14 protein-coding genes and 2 other RNA genes are annotated in these 18,403 nt (G+C 54.2%); 4 read left to right on the plus strand and 12 right to left on the minus strand.

All coding sequences use genetic code 11. The annotated features are described in order from the left end of the window. Window positions 1-5 precede the first annotated feature (5 nt). From bcsB to bcsR, 4 genes are read right to left on the minus strand one after another with little or no spacing between them, the layout of a single operon-like run. The gene (gene bcsB, locus WB371_RS10510) at window positions 6-2,363 is read right to left on the minus strand and encodes a cellulose biosynthesis cyclic di-GMP-binding regulatory protein BcsB (protein WP_336220008.1); all 2,358 of its coding nucleotides are present in this window, start codon (window positions 2,361-2,363) and stop codon (window positions 6-8) included. A gap of 10 nt (window positions 2,364-2,373) precedes the next feature. Then, a complete protein-coding gene (gene bcsA, locus WB371_RS10515) occupies window positions 2,374-4,995 on the minus strand; it encodes a UDP-forming cellulose synthase catalytic subunit (RefSeq protein WP_336220009.1) in 2,622 nt (873 codons plus the stop codon). Then, window positions 4,992-5,759 (minus strand): cellulose biosynthesis protein BcsQ, encoded by a 768-nt coding sequence (bcsQ, locus tag WB371_RS10520; protein ID WP_336220010.1) that lies wholly within the window; start codon window positions 5,757-5,759, stop codon window positions 4,992-4,994. The genes bcsA and bcsQ overlap by 4 nt, the downstream gene beginning before the upstream one ends. 11 nt (window positions 5,760-5,770) lie before the next feature. Next, window positions 5,771-5,959, minus strand: a complete 189-nt coding sequence (bcsR, locus tag WB371_RS10525; RefSeq protein WP_336220011.1) for a cellulose biosynthesis protein BcsR — start codon at window positions 5,957-5,959, stop codon at window positions 5,771-5,773. Window positions 5,960-6,248: 289 nt separating this feature from the next. On the opposite strand from bcsR, the gene bcsE reads away from it, so the two are divergent. Genes bcsE through bcsG form a run of 3 tightly spaced genes read left to right on the plus strand, consistent with a single transcriptional unit; the run spans window position 6,249 to window position 9,672 of the window. Beyond that, window positions 6,249-7,808 (plus strand): cellulose biosynthesis c-di-GMP-binding protein BcsE, encoded by a 1,560-nt coding sequence (gene bcsE / locus WB371_RS10530; RefSeq protein WP_336220012.1) that lies wholly within the window; start codon window positions 6,249-6,251, stop codon window positions 7,806-7,808. Further along, window positions 7,805-7,996: a cellulose biosynthesis protein BcsF gene (gene bcsF / locus WB371_RS10535; RefSeq protein WP_042998550.1), complete on the plus strand. Its 192-nt coding sequence runs from the start codon at window positions 7,805-7,807 to the stop codon at window positions 7,994-7,996. The genes bcsE and bcsF overlap by 4 nt, the downstream gene beginning before the upstream one ends. Further along, window positions 7,993-9,672, plus strand: coding sequence for a cellulose biosynthesis protein BcsG (gene bcsG, locus WB371_RS10540; RefSeq protein ID WP_336220013.1), 1,680 nt, complete (start codon window positions 7,993-7,995; stop codon window positions 9,670-9,672). Before bcsF ends, bcsG begins: the two co-directional genes overlap by 4 nt. A gap of 81 nt (window positions 9,673-9,753) precedes the next feature. Here the strand turns inward: bcsG and WB371_RS10545 are convergent, their stop codons facing one another. After that, window positions 9,754-9,861 carry a type I toxin-antitoxin system toxin Ldr family protein gene (locus WB371_RS10545; RefSeq protein WP_336220014.1) on the minus strand — a complete coding sequence of 36 codons (108 nt, stop codon included), beginning with the start codon at window positions 9,859-9,861 and terminating at the stop codon, window positions 9,754-9,756. Between the two features lie 342 nt (window positions 9,862-10,203). Here WB371_RS10545 and WB371_RS10550 point away from each other — a divergent pair, with 342 nt between their 5' ends. Beyond that, on the plus strand, window positions 10,204-11,502 hold the full coding sequence (locus WB371_RS10550) for a transporter (protein WP_336220015.1): 1,299 nt from the start codon (window positions 10,204-10,206) through the stop codon (window positions 11,500-11,502). A gap of 79 nt (window positions 11,503-11,581) precedes the next feature. Here the strand turns inward: WB371_RS10550 and dppF are convergent, their stop codons facing one another. The 7 genes from dppF to WB371_RS10585 all read right to left on the minus strand — a co-directional run bounded on the left by dppF (window position 11,582) and on the right by WB371_RS10585 (window position 18,286). After that, entirely contained in the window at window positions 11,582-12,595 is a 1,014-nt protein-coding gene (gene dppF, locus WB371_RS10555) for a dipeptide ABC transporter ATP-binding subunit DppF (RefSeq protein WP_336220016.1), read from the minus strand. Then, on the minus strand, window positions 12,592-13,575 hold the full coding sequence (dppD, locus tag WB371_RS10560) for a dipeptide ABC transporter ATP-binding protein (protein ID WP_336220017.1): 984 nt from the start codon (window positions 13,573-13,575) through the stop codon (window positions 12,592-12,594). Before dppD ends, dppF begins: the two co-directional genes overlap by 4 nt. A 10-nt stretch (window positions 13,576-13,585) precedes the next feature. After that, the gene (gene dppC / locus WB371_RS10565; RefSeq protein ID WP_336220018.1) at window positions 13,586-14,488 is read right to left on the minus strand and encodes a dipeptide ABC transporter permease DppC; all 903 of its coding nucleotides are present in this window, start codon (window positions 14,486-14,488) and stop codon (window positions 13,586-13,588) included. A gap of 9 nt (window positions 14,489-14,497) precedes the next feature. Beyond that, window positions 14,498-15,517 (minus strand): dipeptide ABC transporter permease DppB, encoded by a 1,020-nt coding sequence (gene dppB / locus WB371_RS10570; RefSeq protein WP_042323173.1) that lies wholly within the window; start codon window positions 15,515-15,517, stop codon window positions 14,498-14,500. A gap of 166 nt (window positions 15,518-15,683) precedes the next feature. Further along, complete coding sequence (dppA, locus tag WB371_RS10575; protein WP_336220019.1) at window positions 15,684-17,291, minus strand: dipeptide ABC transporter periplasmic-binding protein DppA; 1,608 nt, start codon at window positions 17,289-17,291, stop codon at window positions 15,684-15,686. Between the two features lie 698 nt (window positions 17,292-17,989). Further along, window positions 17,990-18,122, minus strand: a non-coding RNA gene (locus WB371_RS10580) — RtT sRNA. Between the two features lie 32 nt (window positions 18,123-18,154). Then, window positions 18,155-18,286, minus strand: a non-coding RNA gene (locus WB371_RS10585) — RtT sRNA. Between the last annotated feature and the right edge of the window lie 117 nt (window positions 18,287-18,403).

Genomic DNA, 18,403 nt, shown 5'->3' on the forward strand with positions numbered 1-18,403 from the left:
TTTTATCACTCATTATCCGGATCGAGACGACGGCGACTGATGATACGCAGCAGACGCCACAGCACCCAGGCCAGTAACACCACGCTGATGGCAGCTAATATCGCTAACAGCACCGGGTGATTAGCCAGCGCATACCACAGGCGTTCAAACCACGGCAGATGACCCACGTAATAGATATCGCCCACGCGCAAGCTATTGACGCCCGATTCGCGGATCACCGAGACGGAACCAAACATCGCTGCCCGTTTGCCGCTGTCATTGATGGCCTGATTCAGCAGTTCATAACCGCGCGGACTGTCTGCCAGCAATGCCACCACAGTGCGCTGATCGTTGAACGGCGACTGGAAGCCGACGACCGCCGCCATGGGTCCGTTTGACGTCACCGTTGCCTGCGCATCCGCTTTGCGATCGGCTTCATCCGGCATGATGCTCGGGAAAACCGTCTGGCGCACCGGGGTTTTCACCCAGCTTTCCGCTGCCTGGACCAGCAGGTCGATGCGCTTGTCGTCTTTCAGTTTTTCCGGGATGCTGCCGATGATCAGAATATCCGCATCTTTGCCCTGTATCTGGCTGCTATCATCGGTGATGGTCAGGTTAATCGCCGGGAAACCGGTTTGCGCACCAATCGTCCCGGTGGCGTCAAGCAGGGTTTCCATCTGCGCTTCGTTCGGGGTTTTTGGCATCACCGCAATGGTTTCTGACAAGTCCGCCATGCGGCTGAACGGGAAGCCCGCATTCGCAAACGCACGCAGATCCGGCATCGCAATGAAGTGGTAGTACTTCGAGAAGTCGATGGTGGAGTCGTCGCCAATTACCACGTGGTTCGGCACCGGCTGGAAGGTAATACAGTTGTCAATCGAGCCGCCCGGCATCGGGTTCATATACTCGAAGTCAAACCGCAGTTGGTTTATCGCGCCCAGCTTCAACGCAGGAATGGCGACATCCGTTTTCCCGTCCAGCAACCCTTGTAGTACCGGCAGACGCAGCAGCAGACGGTTACTCTTCTCATTGCTGGTCAGACTAAAGGCTTGCAGGAACTGGTTGTTCAGACTGATATCCATACGCGAGCTGTCTTTGGTCGGCGGCGTGGTGTAACGGTAGTTGAGGTTCATATCAATACCGGTACTGCGCAGCAGATAGAGATCCGGCGGCAGGTTCAAAGAGACGTTGATCGCAGCCGGTTCCATCCCGGTGGATTGCAGTTGCTCTTCATAGGTTTTCAGCTCACCGAAGGTGACAGGACGATCGGTACGTACCCAGTTCGGCGCATCGTACGGTTTTCGCGCCACGAGCGGCTTCACGTCGTTCACTTCCACGCTGCTACCGCGGAAGAGAATGTTGCCCTGGGCAATCCCTTTTGCGGCCTGCAAGAGATCGTTGTCATCACGACCAAACACCACCAGCAGTTTCACATACGGATTCTCCGGATGACCGATCATTTCGATCACCGGCGCTTTTACCGGCGGATGCTCGCGCAGGAAATCAGGACGTTTGTCGTTAGTGGCAAAGACGATGGCATTACTGTCCGGCAGTGTGTTGTACAACACCGGGAAATGCTGACTGCGCCAGCCCGCACGGGATCCAAACCAGGAGGAGACAATCGACGCCGCCTGCTGCAGCGTACGATCCGGCGATCCGGCAAAAACCATCGGTAGCGTCACCGCGCGGTTGTCCCGTGGATCGAAAAACGGCACCGGGAAGTGTGAGAGGTCATTTTTCACCTCCAGCGTCTGATAGGTCAGCTCCAGCGCGCTACTGCGACCGACGTCTAACCACAGCGTACTGCTGGCCGGGTTCTCACAAACCTGCTGATAGTGACCGACAAATTCCAGCCGCACGCGGTTAAAATCGGTGATAAACAGCGGGTTAATCGGCATTTGCGCCAGCGTCTTTTTACCCAGTTGTTCCTGAGTGACCGGCAACACGCCCATCAGTTCATCGTTCAGGTAGACCTTAAGCTGCGATTGTACCGGCAGCAGTGACGGCGACGGCGTGTACTCCAGGTTCAGCACAGCCCGGGAGACCACTTCATCGCTGCGCATACCAAATTCAATACTGCCGTTTGGGTTCACGCCACGCAGCACCATACTGCCCGGCGGCGGCGCAATTTGCGCAAACGTCAGCGTCACATCCCGGGAAGGGGCATTCTGCGCCACAATTGGCGCATCAGCCCCCTGGACACCCGGCATCACCTGTCCCACCGGCTGATTTTCATTGGCCTGGGCAGCGACGGCGGGAACCGGGGCCACGACAGGCTCAGCGTTTATCAGTGGTTGCGTTGCAGGTGCTGCATTCGTCATGAAAGAGGGAATCGCGCTCATTCCCATTGCCACTGCACAAATCCAGGAGAGTTTTCTTTTCATCGCGTTATCATCATTGTTGAGCCATAACCTGATCCGGTTGTTGCACCGCCACCTCGTCCCGCTCCGGACGACGCGGAATGAACGACACAATCCAGGAAACCAAAGAAGTCAGAGACCGGAAAACTATTTTGACGGAGGCGGGGGCGAATTCCGCCAGATGGCGATAGCCCCGGAACCCCAGCTTCAAAATATCCAGCAAGCTTTCCAGCGGTTTATCTTCCGGATAGCTGTCCTGCCAGAGCGCCCACGTATCTGCACGGGCAAACGTACACTGCACAAAATCGATATGTTGTTTAGTGGTCAGCGGCATCAGCTGTAACCCCACCTCTTCACCCCACACGCGTGCGACCTGCGTTGGGAAGACATACTCTTGCTGCCCGCGTTTAAGCAGCAAATTCACTTTTTGTCCTTCCAGCACCTGCGCCTGACCGTTGATTTTGATCCCAAGTCCGCCATCAGAGAAATCATGAACGGTGCAGGAGAACAGATGGCCGTCCTCACGGGCAATCGCCGCAGGCATGGAAATTTCTACACGATGCGAGCGTCGAACCTGTTTACTTTCTACCGATACCGCCACCGCGCCGCCGAGAATAATCAGGTTGTAGAACACCCACACCAGGCTGACGATAACCGTCAGCATTTCATTTTCCGGTCCGTAGAAATAACGCCAGACGCCGACCGCCACACCAAGCAGGTTGAGCAACACAAGGAAGATATACGGACGGGAAATGACCCAGTCGACATACTCCTCCTCGACCAGCCCCCCTTTCGCGGTCACGTTAAATTTCCCTTTATGCGGGTTAATCAGCGCCACCAGCGTTGGCGGAGCGATATACCAGGCCAGCACCGTTTCGTAGATCTCACTCCAGAAGGAGTGGCGGTATTTCCCCTGAATTTTTGAGTTAGTCAGGCTGGCATGAATCATGTGCGGCAAGACAAACAGCGCAATCATCAGCGCAGGCGCAAAGATGATATAGGCATGAAGTAACAGGAACGCCAGCGGGGCTGTCAGGAAGATCAGCCGTGGTATGCCAGACAAAAAGTGGAACATGGCATTGACGTAACACAGCCGCTGGGCAAACTTCAGCCCTTTGCCGAATAGCGGGTTATCGAGTCGGAAAATCTGTACCATGCCGCGCGCCCAGCGAATACGCTGGCCAATGTGGGCGGATAAACTCTCCGTCGCCAGGCCCGCCGCCTGCGGGATGCGCATGTACGCGGAGGTATAGCCGCGACGGTGCAAACGCAACGACGTGTGCGCATCTTCGGTCACCGTCTCTACGGCGATCCCGCCAATTTCATCCAGCGGCTTACGGCGAATCACCGCACAGGAACCACAGAAGAAAGTGGCGTCCCACATGTCATTGCCGTCCTGCACCAGACCGTAGAACAACGTACCTTCGTTTGGCGTTTTACGAAAGCGCCCCAGGTTACGTTCAAACGGATCCGGCGAGAAGAAGTGGTGCGGCGTCTGCATCATCGCCAGCTTTTTATCTTTCAGGAACCAGCCCATCGTCATTTGCAGGAACGAGCGCGTTGGCACGTGGTCGCAGTCAAAAATCGAGACAAACTCGCCTTTGGCGTATTTCAACGCGTTGTTAATGTTCCCGGCTTTGGCGTGTTCATGGCTGGTGCGGGCGATGTATTTCACCCCGACATTCTGGGCAAACTGACGAAATTCTTCACGTCCGCCATCGTCGAGGATCCAGATATTGAGCTTATCTTTCGGCCAGTCGATACCCAGCGACGCGTAAATGGTGTTCTTCACCACGTGCAGATCTTCGTTGTAGGTTGGCACGAAGATATCGACGGTCGGCCATTGGGACATATCTTTCGGCAACGGTACTGGCTGGCGGTTGAGCGGCCAGACCACCTGGAAGTAACCGAGCACCAGCACAATCCATGCATAGGTTTCCGCAAACAGCAGGATCAGTCCGCAAACCAGGCTCACCGGATCGTCCCAGTTTAACGTTGAGGTATAACGCCACCAGATATAGCGGCACGATACCGTCAACGACAGCACGATCAGCATCAGGGCGGAGAAACGTCCTGGCATCCGACGCACAATCAGCGCAACACCCCACAGCAGTATCAGAAAGATGAATTGCGCCAATGGGTTAAACGGCTGGGTAACACAAATCAGCGCCAGAATGAGCGAGAAGGTAACGATTATCCCGATAATAAATCGGCGCACCCCAACGCTGAGATGACCGAGTTCCTTCTGCTTATCCAGATGCGTGGTGTTTTTCGTGACCCGCGACGGCAGCGCATCCATCCACTGATGGTAACGCCCTCTGACCCCCTGCAAACGGGAAAACGTCTGCCAACGGGGTTGAGTCGTTTCCCGACGCGGTGAAATGACCATCAGCCAAAGTGTTTGAATGGCGTAACGGGCAGGATCCAGCGGGCGGGGACGCGCAGGATTGATATGGGGATAGAGCGCGGTATGCGTCGCACGGATCCGCTGCCAAAGCGGGTTCTCCAGCGGGATGAAGACCCACGCCAGCACCACCCATAAGCAGCCAAGCGTCGCGCTGAACGGCGACGCGCCATGACGACGATAACCCTGATAGCGCTCACTTAAACGGGCGCTAACCGGCGGGATAAGCAACCACCGGAACAGGATACTCATGATGCACTCCCGACCGGGGTTTCATGACCCAGATTTTTAAAGTCTGAATAATGTAATAAACACCAGTTTGCCAGCGTCAGTACTTCTTCTGCCGCCAGTGAGTCACTGCGATATTCGCCCAAAGGCTGTTTCGCCGCCATGCACTCCGCCATCGCTTCATCCCGATGAATCACCATCGGCAACAGGCGGCGCTGACTCTGTAACCAGACCTGATAGAGATCGTCCTGCAACTGGCTGCCAACGCGTAAATCGTTGATCAGAATATGCGATCCCACAGGCAGTTCCTGTTGATGCAAACGGACATGGCAGTTGGTGTCGGCTTTGACAATTGCCAGCGTGTGATCGCACTCATTGACCAGTTGGCGGGTAAACGGTGCGGTGCCTGAAGGAAGATCCAGTAAGATCCACGTATAACGTCCGCTCTCTTTTAGCGTCCTGAGAGCCGCCGAAAAATCACTCAGACGTTCCAGCCATCGATCGGGAGTTTCACGTTCTTGTGCGGTCAATTGACCAAACGGCAATAAATCGAGCTGCGAGGTATAGCGCATCCCGCCCTCTCGCCAGTCACGACCATCCAGCATCGCTCTGGCCCAACCGTCACGATGGACGAAATCAACGTTGAATGACAGACGCAGCAAATTATCGGGACAGGTATCAACTACCAGTACATTTTCCCCTAATAATTGCAGTGACCAGGCCAGAGCAGCAGTAATAGACGTTGTTCCTACCCCACCCCGTACGCCCTGAAGTCCAAGAATGGCCATCCACGACTTCCTTATTGTTGTTGCGCAAATTCAGCCAACAGTGGCCAGCGTTTAATCGCAGCGGCTAACTGTTCTCGCTGGGAAATATCGGTGTAATCAAATTCTGGTAATGAAAAAGCCTGGCTTAATGCCAGGAAATCGTTTTGAAAGGTATAACCCAATGTTGCGTCAGAGGGAGTATCGAGTTTGTTGTCAGACATATTGTTTTATCTCGCTGAATAGACCCGGCATGCTTCAAACCTTTTTTCTTTTTGCATTCCGCAGACTTCCCACCATAAATCAGTCACACCAGGAATTGCTCATTTTCTGGGTTGTGATGACAGAAAGAATACGCATCAAAAAAACCGAAAATGCCGACACAGCAAGGCTTCCTGCAGACTGGATTGATTCATATGCTAAATCTGATACGCTTTAATTTCAATGTTAGGTTTATTTCTTAGCTTTCGCTAGTAAACTGATAAACAGATAAAATAGCGACCGAGGAACGCTGTGGACCCTGTATTTTCAATTGGTATCTCATCATTATGGGATGAACTACGCCATATGCCAGCCGGCGGAGTCTGGTGGGTAAATACTGATCGCGTTGAAGATGCAATTAGTCTGGCGAATCAAACGATTGCTTTTCAGACCGAGACGGCAAAAGTCGCGGCCATTGCTATGGGCGACGATCCTGGGAAATTATTCAGATTGGAGGAATCTCACGGACCGGAAAAGATTCAGTTATTTTCTATGCCAAATTCTGAGAAGGGTCTATGCTTTCTGACCCGCGATTTGCTGTGTACTCTGGACCCGGCACATTATTTATTCGTTCTTATATGCGCCAATAATGCATGGCAAAATATACCTGTTGAACGTTTGCGTCAGTGGCTGGATAAAATGAATAAATGGACGCGACATCATCAGTGTTCTGTACTGGTATTAAACCCTGGAAATAATAATGATAAACAGTTTTCGCTGTTAATGGGGGAATACCGCTCGCTTTTCGGCCTTGCCAGCCTACGTTATCAGGGCGATCAGCATTTGTTTGACATTGCTTTCTGGTGCAGTGAAAAAGGCGTCAGCGCCCGACAACAGCTCACCATCCGCCACCATGAAGGGCAATGGGCGCTGGAACAGAAAGAAGAGGCTGAAATTCAGCAACGCAGTGATGAAAAGCGGATCATGAGTAATGTCAATGTACTGGAGGGCGCGCCGCCACTCTCAGAACACTGGAAGTTATTCGACAGTAATGAAGCTTTATTCACTGAAGGGCGAACCGCGCAAGCGGCAACGCTCATCTTCTCACTACAGCAAAACAGTCAGATCGAACCGTTGGCCCGCAGCATTCATACCCTGCGTCGCCAGCGCGGGAGCGCACTGAAAATTCTCGTGCGCGAAAACATCGCCAGTCTGCGCGCCACCGACGAACGTCTGCTGTTGGGATGCGGCGCTAATATGGTAATTCCCTGGAACGCCCCGCTCTCACGTTGTCTGACGCTGATTGAAAGCGTGCAGGGCCAGCAGTTTAGCCGTTACGTGCCGGAAGATATCACGACACTGCTGTCAATGACCCAACCGATGAAGCTACGCGGTTTCCAGAAATGGGACGTCTTCTGCGAAGCAGTGCATAACATGATGAGTAATACCTTGCTACCGGCTGACGGCAAAGGCGTGATGGTGGCGCTACGCCCGGTACCAGGTATTCGTGTGGAGCAAGCGTTAACGATGTGTCGCCCACACCGTACCGGCGATATTGTCACCATTGGCGGAAACCGGCTGGTGTTGTTTTTATCGTTCTGCCGCGTACACGATCTCGACACCGCACTCAATCATATCTTCCCTCTGCCAACGGGCGATCTCTTCTCTAACCGGATGGTGTGGTTTGAAGATAATCAAATCAGTGCGGAGCTGGTGCAAATGCGCTTGCTGTCGCCAGAAATGTGGGGACAGCCGCTGCCGCTAACCCAGGATGTGAAGCCCGTTCTCAATGCCGAGCATGATGGCAAAACGTGGCGGCGCATCCCGCAGCCGCTACGTTTACTGGACGATGAAAGGGAGCACTCATCATGATGACCATCAGTGATATTCTGCAAATCATTGTGGTTTGCGCACTGATCTTCTTTCCGCTGGGGTATCTGGCGCGCCATTCGCTGCGCCGGATCAGTAATACTACCCGGCTGCTATTTGCTAAACCTCGTTATGTTAAACCGGCCGGAACATTGCGCCGCGCGGTTATTTCCAGGGCAACGAAAAAATGACTCAACATACGCAAAAAGCGTCACTGCCTTCCCCCCTCTGGCAATACTGGCGCGGTCTTTCTGGCTGGAACTTCTATTTTCTGGTGAAATTTGGCCTGCTCTGGGCGGGCTATCTGAATTTCCATCCGCTGCTGAACCTGGTCTTTATGGCCTTCCTGCTGATGCCGATCCCACGTTACAGCCTGCATCGCCTTCGCCACTGGGTCGCCATTCCGATTGGTTTTGGCCTCTTCTGGCATGACACCTGGCTACCCGGCCCGGACAGTATTATGAGTCAGGGCTCGCAGGTCGCGGGATTCAGTGCCGACTATTTACTCGACCTGGCGACCCGTTTTATCAACTGGCAGATGATCGGCGCCGTGTTTGTGCTGTTAGTCGCCTGGCTGTTTTTGTCACAATGGATTCGGGTCACGGTATTTGTGGTAGCCATTATGGTGTGGCTGAACGTTCTGACGCTGGCCGGCCCGAGCTTTTCACTGTGGCCTGCCGGTCAACCGACGACAACGGTGACGACGACCGGTGGAACCGCAGCAGAGACCGTTGCTACAGCCGGTGGCGCCCCTGTGGTCGGGGATATCCCCGCTCAGACCGCGCCACCGACCTCGGCAAATCTCAACGCGTGGCTGAACACGTTTTACAATGCGGAAGCGAAGCGCAAAACCCCCTTCCCGTCCGAGCTTCCTGCTGATGCTCAGCCGTTTGAACTGCTGGTCATCAACATCTGCTCGCTCTCCTGGTCCGACATTGAAGCGGCGGGTTTGATGTCGCATCCGCTGTGGTCGCATTTCGATATTCAATTTAAGCACTTTAACTCTGCCACCTCGTATAGCGGCCCGGCGGCAATTCGTCTGTTACGCGCCAGTTGCGGTCAACCGTCGCACACGAACCTGTATCAACCCGCAGGCAACGACTGCTATCTGTTCGATAACCTCTCGAAACTGGGCTTTACCCAGCATCTGATGATGGGACATAACGGCCAGTTCGGCGGCTTCCTGAAAGAGGTTCGTGAAAACGGGGGCATGCAGGCTGAACTGATGGATCAATCTGGCTTACCAACGCCGCTACTGGGTTTTGATGGTTCTCCGGTGTATGACGATACCGCCGTGCTGCAACGCTGGATGGAGGCCACGGAAAAAGATAAGGACACCCGTAGCGCTACCTTCTACAACACCTTACCGCTGCACGACGGTAACCACTATCCGGGCGTCAGCAAAACCGCAGATTACAAAGCGCGCGCGCAGAAATTCTTTGATGAACTGGACGCGTTCTTCACCGAACTTGAGAAATCAGGCCGTAAGGTGATGGTTGTTGTGGTGCCTGAACATGGCGGCGCGTTGAAAGGTGACAGAATGCAGGTTTCTGGCCTGCGTGATATCCCGAGCCCGTCAATTACCAATGTCCCGGCCGGGGTGAAATTCTTCGGCATGAAAGCCCCACATCAGGGCGCGCCAATTATCATTGATCAACCCAGCAGCTATCTGGCGATTTCTGACCTCGTGGTGCGCGTACTGGACGGCAAGATCTTCACCGAAGACAACGTGGACTGGACGAAACTGACCAGCAATCTGCCGCAAACGGCGCCTGTTTCAGAAAACGCCAACGCGATCGTGATCCAGTATCAGGATAAACCGTACGTTCGCCTCAACGGCGGCGACTGGGTACCGTATCCGCAATAACGAAAAAGGCCGCAAGGATCGCCCTTGCGGCCTTTTTCGGGCGCATGTTGCCACTGCGGCAGGCAGACGCCCATTAGCACATTACTTCCTGCTACGTAGCCAGTTCACGACCATGCCCGCAATGATACCGACAATGGCTGGAGCCGCTAAATCGTGCCAGAAGGCAATGCCTATCTGAGTCAGCGTCATATCGCCGCCTGTGTTGCAATGGCAACCGTTCGCGGCTATCCTTAACTTGTCTAGAGATAGGGATGCCCCCGTTGTGTTGCCTGGTTTACCGAGCAATGTGCGGGGGTTTTCTACATCTAGCGTCATTGCCGCCAGGGATTAAGCCCCCGCAACGTTGCGCCTCACCGGGAAACCCCGGCTTGCCGCCGATTCTACGATAACCCGCCAGGCCCGACATCCAGGACGCTTTCGCTTTGCGTGACGCCTCGCAATCAGCCAACTGGCAGAGACCCACACTCTTCTGTAGAATTGCGTCCCCTCGCGGTCATCAAGCCGTGACGGCTTTATTTGGCAGGGGACCCCATGCAGCACGACACATCACCACTTGATAGTTACCACACGTCCGGTAAACCGGCATCGCAGTCATTACCGTTTACCCGCTACGATTTTGGCTGGGTGTTGCTGTGCATTGGCATGGCGATAGGCGCAGGAACCGTGTTAATGCCGGTGCAGATTGGGCTGAAAGGCATCTGGGTTTTTATTACCGCCTCACTGATTGCTTATCCGGCGACCTGGATCGTGCAGGATATCTACCTGAAAACGCTGTCTGAAAGTGAAACCTGCAACGACTATACGGATGTGATCAGCCATTATCTGGGGAAAAACTGGGGGGTATTCCTCGGTGTTATCTATTTTCTGATGATCCTTCACGGCATCTTTATCTACTCACTCTCCGTGGTGTTCGACAGCGCATCGTATCTTCGCACCTTCGGCCTGACGGATGCCGATCTCTCGCAATCGTTGCTCTATAAAGTGGCGATTTTTGCGGCTCTGGTGGCGGTAGCCTCCGGTGGCGAGAAGCTGCTGTTTAAAATCTCCGGCCCGATGGTAGTGGTCAAAGTCGCTATCATCGTGGTGTTTGGACTGGCGATGATACCGCACTGGAACCTGAGCAATATCAGCGCGTTCCCTGACGCCCCGGTTTTCTTTCGTGATGTATTGCTCACGATCCCGTTTTGCTTCTTTTCTGCGGTCTTTATTCAGGTTCTCAACCCCATGAATATCGCCTATCGCAAACGTGAAGCGGACAGGATACTGGCAACGCGCATGGCGATTCGAACTCACCGCATTAGCTATATCACCCTGATTGCGGTCATTCTGTTTTTCTCTTTCTCGTTCACCTTTTCTATCACGCATGAGGAAGCGGTCTCCGCCTTTGAGCAAAACATCTCTGCGCTGGCACTCGCCGCACAGGTTATTCCGGGGCCGATTATCCACATCACCTCGACGGTGCTGAATATCTTCGCTGTACTGACCGCGTTCTTCGGGATTTACCTGGGTTTTCACGAAGCGATGAAGGGCATTATGTTGAATGTGTTGGCTCGCATGGTGAACGTTGAGAGAATTCCTCCGCGCATGATTACGCTGGGGATCAGCGCCTTTATCGTCGCCACGCTGGTTGTTTGGGTGTCGTTTCGTGTTTCAGTGCTGGCATTCTTTCAGCTCGGCAGCCCGCTGTACGGTATCGTCTCCTGCCTGATCCCGTTCTTTCTGATTTACAAAGTGACTGAACTGGAAAAACTGCGCGGCCTGAAAACCTGGCTGATTTTGCTGTACGGCATTTTGCTTTGTCTGTCGCCGCTGCTAAAGCTGATTGAATAAATTTGGCGCTACGCTTACCCGGCCTACAGATTCGTTCCAGGCCAGGTAAGGCGCAGCCGCCGTCCGGCATTACGCGCGATTAAACCATCGGCTTCTGCGCGTTCTCATCCTGATCAACCGCGAAGCAGGCGACCAGTTGACCGCCGTAATCTTTAAGCTGCGGCTGCAACTGGGTGCAGGGACCAAAGCGCCGACGGCAACGGGCGTTAAAAGCACAACCCGGCGGCGGATTCAGCGGGCTTGGTAGCTCGCCGGTCAGCTTGATGCGCTCACGACGCTCATCCGGGTTCAGGCGCGGAGTGGCAGAAAGCAGCGCCTGGGTATACGGATGACGTGGGTTGTTGAAGATCTGGTCCTTTGTCCCTTTCTCCACGCAACGCCCTAAATACATCACCATTACCTCATCGGCAATGTGCTCAACCACCGACAGATCGTGAGAAATAAAGACATACGACAGCCCCAGTTCCTGCTGTAAATCCATCATCAGGTTCAGCACCTGCGCGCGCACGGATACATCAAGCGCGGAGACCGGCTCATCGGCAATCACCACATCGGGATCGAGCATCAGACCACGGGCGATAGCGATACGCTGGCGCTGGCCGCCGGAAAACATGTGCGGATATCGGTCGTAGTGCTCGGTTTTCAGCCCCACTTTCGCCATCATTGCCAGCGCTTTTTCACGACGCTGCTCTTTGCTGAGCGACGTGTTGATCAGCAGCGGTTCTTCCAGAATCTGTCCCACTTTCTTACGTGGGTTCAACGAACCGTAGGGGTTCTGAAAGACAATCTGGATTTTCTGCCGACGCAGCTTTTGCGCGTGCGGATCGTGCTTGAGCAGATCCTGGCCCTGGTAATACAACTCACCGCCGGTGGGCGTTTCAATCATCGTCAGCAGACGACCGAGCGTGGATTTCCCACAGCCGGATTCGCCCACCACCGCCAGCGTTTTGCCGCGCTCAAGGGTAAAAGAGACGCCGTCGAGCGCTTTCACCAGACGTTCCGGGGAGAATATCCCCTTCTTCACCGGATAGTGTTTTTTCAGGTCAATTGCCTGCAACAACAGTTGCTGCGAGGTGGCCTCATGCGTACTCATAATGTGGGCCTCCCGGCATCATCAAGTGGGTAATGACATTTCGACTGGCGACCGCCATCCAGTTGAACCAGTTCAGGTTCTTCACTGCGGCATTTGTCCGTGGCATAGGGGCAACGCGGATTTAACAGACACCCCGTCGGGCGGTCATATTTACCCGGCACCACGCCGGGCAGCGACGCCAGACGCGCTTTGTCCTGGGCAAACTCCGGCAGCGCGCGTAAAAGCGCCTGGGTGTAAGGGTGACACGGGGCGCGGAAAATATCGTGCGCCGCGCCAGTTTCCACCACCTGACCGGCATACATCACAATGATTTTATGCGCGGCTTCCGCCACCAGCGCCAGGTCATGGGTAATGAGCACCAGTGCCATATTTTCTTTCTGCTGCAACTCCAGCAGCAGTTCGATAATTTGCGCCTGGATAGTCACATCCAGCGCCGTCGTCGGCTCATCGGCGATCAACAGCTTAGGCCGACAGGCGATCGCCATGGCGATCATCACACGCTGGCTCATCCCTCCCGAAAGCTGGTGCGGATACACGTCCAGACGCGAAGCCGGATCGGGGATCCCCACCTGATTCAGCAGGTCAATCGCCCGCTGATGGCGCGTTTTCTTATTACCGCCCTGATGCACTTTAATCGCTTCCATAATCTGGAAGCCGACGGTGTAGCACGGGTTCAGGCTGGTCATCGGGTCCTGGAAAATCATCGCCACTTCGGCGCCAACCAGGTTACGCCGTTCTTTTTCCGAGATACGCTTTAGATCCTGGCCGTTGAACACCAGGTTCTCCGCCATCACACGCCCGGGATAGTCAATCAGCCCCATAATCGCCAGCGAACTGACCGATTTACCTGAGCCCGATTCGCCCACAATACCGACCACTTCACCCTGGTTCACGCTGTAGCTGATACGGTCTACGGCGCGGAATTCGGCACCCACATCACCAAAGTGCACCGATAATTTATCTACATTTAATAACGCCATCTCGAACCTCTTACTGCTTCAGTTTGGGATCGAGCGCGTCACGCAGACCGTCACCCATCAGGTTAAATGCCAGCACCGTCAGCAGGATCGCCAGACCCGGGAAGGTCACGACCCACCAGGCGCTTTGTGCGAACTGCAACACGTCGGAGAGCATTGTGCCCCACTCTGGTGTTGGCGGTTGCGCACCCATGCCCAGGAAGCCAAGCGCGGCCATATCGAGAATGGCGTTAGAGAAGCCGAGCGACGCCTGAACAATCAGCGGCGCAAGGCAGTTTGGAAAGATGTTGACGAACATCTGGCGCATCGCACCGGCACCCGCCACGCGGGAAGCGGTGACGTAATCGCGGCTCACCTCCACCAGCACAGCGGCGCGGGTCAGACGGACATAGTGGGGTAGCGCCACGAACGTCAACGCCAGCGCGGCATTACCGATCGACGGGCCAAATACCGCCACCAGCACCAGCGCAAGCAGCAGACTTGGCAGCGCCAGCATGATATCGACCACGCGCATAATGACGTTATCGACAATGCCGCCAAAATAGCCAGCAACCAACCCCAGCACCACGCCCATCACCAGCGACAGCACCACCACCAGACAGCCCACCAGCAGTGACAAACGCGCACCGTACATCAGGCGCGACAGCACATCGCGACCAACATCGTCAGTCCCTAACAGATGCGCCATACTGCCCCCTTCCTGCCAGGCAGGAGGCGCCAGCAGTACATCGCGGAACTGGTCTGCCGGGTTATACGGCGCAAGGACGTTGGCGAAGACCGCAATCAGGATCATGATAGCGACATACACTAGCCCCACCACGGCGCCCTTATTGCGTTTAAAGTAATGCCAGAACTCCTGCATCGGCGTCATTGGCACCGGTGCAGCAATAACTTTATTTTCAGTAACCTGTGACATGATGGCCCCTTACTTCTTATGACGAATACGCGGGTTCACCACGCCGTACAGCAGGTCGACCAGCAGGTTGACGAGAATAATCATCGTCGCTACCAGTAACACCCCACCCTGCACAACCGGATAATCGCGACGTTGCAGCGCATCAATCAGCCAGCGCCCAAGGCCAGGCCACGAGAAAATGGTTTCCGTCAGAATGGCGCCCGCCAGCAGCGTCCCTACCTGCAATCCGATCACGGTCACTACCGGCAGCATCGCGTTACGCAGCGCATGAATGATGATCACACGCATCCGCGTCAACCCTTTGGCGCGGGCAGTTCGGATATAATCTTCGCCCAGCACTTCCAGCATCGACGAACGGGTCATACGCACAATCACCGCCAGAGGAATGGTTCCGAGCACCATCGCGGGCAGGATCATATGCGCCACGGCATCAATGAAGTTCCCTTCTTCACCCCAGATGGCAGTGTCAATCAGCATAAAGCCGGTCAGCGGATTGGAGTCATCGAGGAATACCATGTCACTCACGCGCCCGGAGACGGGGGTCAGGTTGAGTTGCACGGAAACCAGCATGATCAGCATCATGCCCCACCAGAAGATGGGCATGGAGTAACCGGTCAGCGCCAGGCCAACTGCGGTATGATCAAAAATGGAACCGCGCTTAACGGCAGCCAGCACACCCACAGGGATCCCTACGGCGGTGGCGAAAATCATGGCGCAGACACCGAGTTCCAGCGTCGCTTTAAAGCGAGGCACAAACTCGTCCCACACCGGTAAACGGCTTTTCAGCGAGATGCCTAAATCACCATGCATAACCCCCCAGATATAATGGAGGTACTGCTGCCACATCGGTTTATCGAGACCGAGTTCAGCCAACAGTTGAGCATGACGCTCAGGGGAGATACCACGTTCACCTGCCATGATCATCACCGGATCGCCGGGGATCATATGGACAAAAGCAAAGGTGAGAAGGGTGATACCGATAAACGTGGGGATGACGAGTCCCAAACGTCGGAGAATGAACTGCAACATAACCCGGATTCTCTCTCATGACGCACGGCCTGGAACCGTGAGTCTGTATTGCTCACAAATCTTATCCCACGCAAACTGCATCGCGGGTAAAGCATTACGCCGGATGGCGCTGCGCTTATCCGGCCTACACAATGCCGGGGCGCAGCGCTTCCTTGATTGCTTTTAATTATTCGACAGAGACGTTTTCGAAGTGGTGTTTGCCCAATGGATCAACCACATAGCCTTTGACTTCTTTACGCACCGGCTCGTACACGGTGGAGTGCGCCACGATCAGCGCTGGCGCCTGATCGTGCATCACTACCTGAGCCTGTTTGTAGAGTTCAATACGCTTGTTGTGGTCGTCAGTGGCGCGCGCCGGCTGAATCAGGTCTTCAAACGGCTTGTAACACCAGCGAGAGTAGTTGGAACCGTCTTTCGCCGCTGCACAACTGAACAGGGTGGCGAAGAAGTTATCCGGATCCCCGTTGTCGCCGGTCCAGCCCATCATCACCGCCTGGTGTTCACCCGCTTTGGCGCGCTTCAGATACTCGCCCCACTCGTAGGTCACGATCTTGGCCTGTACGCCAATCTTCGCCCAGTCAGCCTGAACCATCTCGGCCATACGGCGCGCGTTCGGGTTGTACGGACGCTGTACTGGCATTGCCCACAGCTCAACGGTAAAGCCTTTATCCTGACCCGCTTCTTTCAGTAGGGCTTTCGCTTTCTCAGGATCGTAGGTGTAGTCTTTAATGTCGTCGTTATAGCCCCACATGGTTGGTGGGATCAGGTTCTTCGCGGCAACGCCCGCGCCCTGATAGACTGCTTTAATGATCGCGTCTTTGTTGACCGCGTAGGTCAGCGCCTGACGCACTTTCACATCATCAAACGGTTTTTTCTCGGTATTGAAAGAGAGGTAGCCGACGTTCAGACCCGCCTGCTCCATCAGGTTAATGTTTTTGTCCTGCTTCATGCGCGCGATATCCGCCGGGTTTGGATACGGCATCACCTGGCACTCGTTCTTTTGCAGTTTGGCATAACGCACGGATGCGTCAGGCGTGATAGAGAAGACCAGGCGATCGATCTGCGGCTTGGTGCCCCAGTAACCTTCGAACGCTTTATAGAGAATACGAGAATCTTTCTGGTACTGCTGCAACTGGAACGGACCCGTCCCGATCGGGTTCAGGTCGACTTTTTCCGGCGTACCGGCTTTCATCATGTTGTCAGCATATTCTTTAGAAAGAATAGAGGCGAAGTCCATGGCCAGGTCGGCAAGGAACGGAGCTTCCGGACGCGTCAGTACGAACTGAACGGTGTTGTCGTCCACTTTCTTCACTTCACTGATCAAGTCTGGCAGGCCCATGCCTTCAAAGTATTCATAGCTGCCGCCAGAGACTTTGTGATACGGGTTCTGAGCATTTTTCTGGCGATCGAAAGAGAACACCACATCATCGGCGTTGAAATCGCGCGTAGGTTTGAACTCTTTATTATCCTGCCATTTCACGCCTTTACGCAGATGGAAGGTGTAGGTTTTACCGTCTTCACTGATTTCCCACTTCTCAGCAAGACCCGGAATGACTTCCGTGGTGCCGGTTTTGAACTCAACCAGACGGTTATAGATAGGGACTGAGCTGGCGTCATAGGTTGTACCAGAAGTAAACAACTGCGGGTTGAACCCTTCAGGAGAACCTTCTGAACAATAAACCAGAGTCTTAGCCTGTACACTTGCTGCGACAGTCATAGCCACAAGGCTCAGACCAAGCTTCAGCATCCCTGACTTCTTCAAGGAAATACTCATTCTTCTGCTCCAATTGTGATGTTGTTGTTTTACCCTTTGCAGTGGGTTTGCACCGCCTGGCCTTTTTTGTTTTTTGCCCGGCCGGGTCGGCGTTAAGAGGTGGGGATTCCGTTCACATAAACGACTGAGTTGCAGCGCGGATTCTCCATGAAATGCCCCTCATGCCCTACAATCTGTCAACAGAATGTGAAAACGTCAATACAGGTAACCGCGATTTGCAACAACGATGAGAATTCGCAAACAAAGATTAAAAAAACTTCAAGCCAGTATTTTCAGCAGAGAAATTTATGCTACGCCGCGAATGCCAGAATAAACACCTTCATATTTCGCAACATTTGGTGATTAACATTTGTGCATATTCTGAAAAATTTCTGACGAAATGCTGCATATCTGAGCGATAAATACCATGAACGTTAAAACGCACAGCGGAAAATGCTAGCCTCAGCCATAAGTAACGCAAAAAAAAATTCATGCACAGATAAAAAAAGGCAATGGAATATGTCACAAAATCGTTACCCGACAGTGAGAAGTGGTGCGTAGTTTTGTCGCAAAAATAAAGGTCAGTTACCGTAGGCCGGATAAGGCGGCCTCGCCGTCATCCGGCGCTGGCAGAAAGTGACGACGGATTGCCTGATGGCGCTTCGCTTATCAGGCCTACAGATGCAAAAAAGCCTGCTCGATGAGCAGGCTTTTAAATTTGGTCGGTGATAGAGGATGACTCGCCACTACGTGGCTCGCCCTTCGGGCCGTTGCTGACGCAACGTTCTCTCGCTCCGCTCGAGTCGAACCTCTGCCCCCGGAGGTTCTCATCCTCTTAAGCAACAGATGCAAAAAAGCCTGCTCGATGAGCAGGCTTTTAAATTTGGTCGGTGATAGAGGATGACTCGCCACTACGTGGCTCGCCCTGCGGGCCGTTGCTGACGCAACGTTCTCTCGCTCCGCTCGAGTCGAACCTCTGCCCCCGGAGGTTCTCATCCTCTCAAGATACAGATGCAAAAAAGCCTGCTCGATGAGCAGGCTTTTAAATTTGGTCGGTGATAGAGGATGACTCGCCACTACGTGGCTCGCCCTTCGGGCCGTTGCTGACGCAACGTTCTCTCGCTCCGCTCGAG

This window comes from Citrobacter amalonaticus, from assembly GCF_037053465.1.
Lineage (GTDB): Bacteria > Pseudomonadota > Gammaproteobacteria > Enterobacterales > Enterobacteriaceae > Citrobacter_A > Citrobacter_A amalonaticus_H.

Coding starts and splice junctions, on each gene's coding strand:
- bcsB (WP_336220008.1), bottom strand. CDS start 2,363: ATGAAAAGAAAACTCTCCTGGATTTGTGCAGTGGCAATGGGAATGAGC.
- dppA (WP_336220019.1), bottom strand. CDS start 17,291: ATGAGTATTTCCTTGAAGAAGTCAGGGATGCTGAAGCTTGGTCTGAGC.
- WB371_RS10550 (WP_336220015.1), top strand. CDS start 10,204: ATGCAGCACGACACATCACCACTTGATAGTTACCACACGTCCGGTAAA.
- bcsA (WP_336220009.1), bottom strand. CDS start 4,995: ATGAGTATCCTGTTCCGGTGGTTGCTTATCCCGCCGGTTAGCGCCCGT.
- bcsR (WP_336220011.1), bottom strand. CDS start 5,959: ATGTCTGACAACAAACTCGATACTCCCTCTGACGCAACATTGGGTTAT.
- bcsQ (WP_336220010.1), bottom strand. CDS start 5,759: ATGGCCATTCTTGGACTTCAGGGCGTACGGGGTGGGGTAGGAACAACG.
- WB371_RS10545 (WP_336220014.1), bottom strand. CDS start 9,861: ATGACGCTGACTCAGATAGGCATTGCCTTCTGGCACGATTTAGCGGCT.
- dppD (WP_336220017.1), bottom strand. CDS start 13,575: ATGGCGTTATTAAATGTAGATAAATTATCGGTGCACTTTGGTGATGTG.
- bcsG (WP_336220013.1), top strand. CDS start 7,993: ATGACTCAACATACGCAAAAAGCGTCACTGCCTTCCCCCCTCTGGCAA.
- dppF (WP_336220016.1), bottom strand. CDS start 12,595: ATGAGTACGCATGAGGCCACCTCGCAGCAACTGTTGTTGCAGGCAATT.
- bcsF (WP_042998550.1), top strand. CDS start 7,805: ATGATGACCATCAGTGATATTCTGCAAATCATTGTGGTTTGCGCACTG.
- dppB (WP_042323173.1), bottom strand. CDS start 15,517: ATGTTGCAGTTCATTCTCCGACGTTTGGGACTCGTCATCCCCACGTTT.
- dppC (WP_336220018.1), bottom strand. CDS start 14,488: ATGTCACAGGTTACTGAAAATAAAGTTATTGCTGCACCGGTGCCAATG.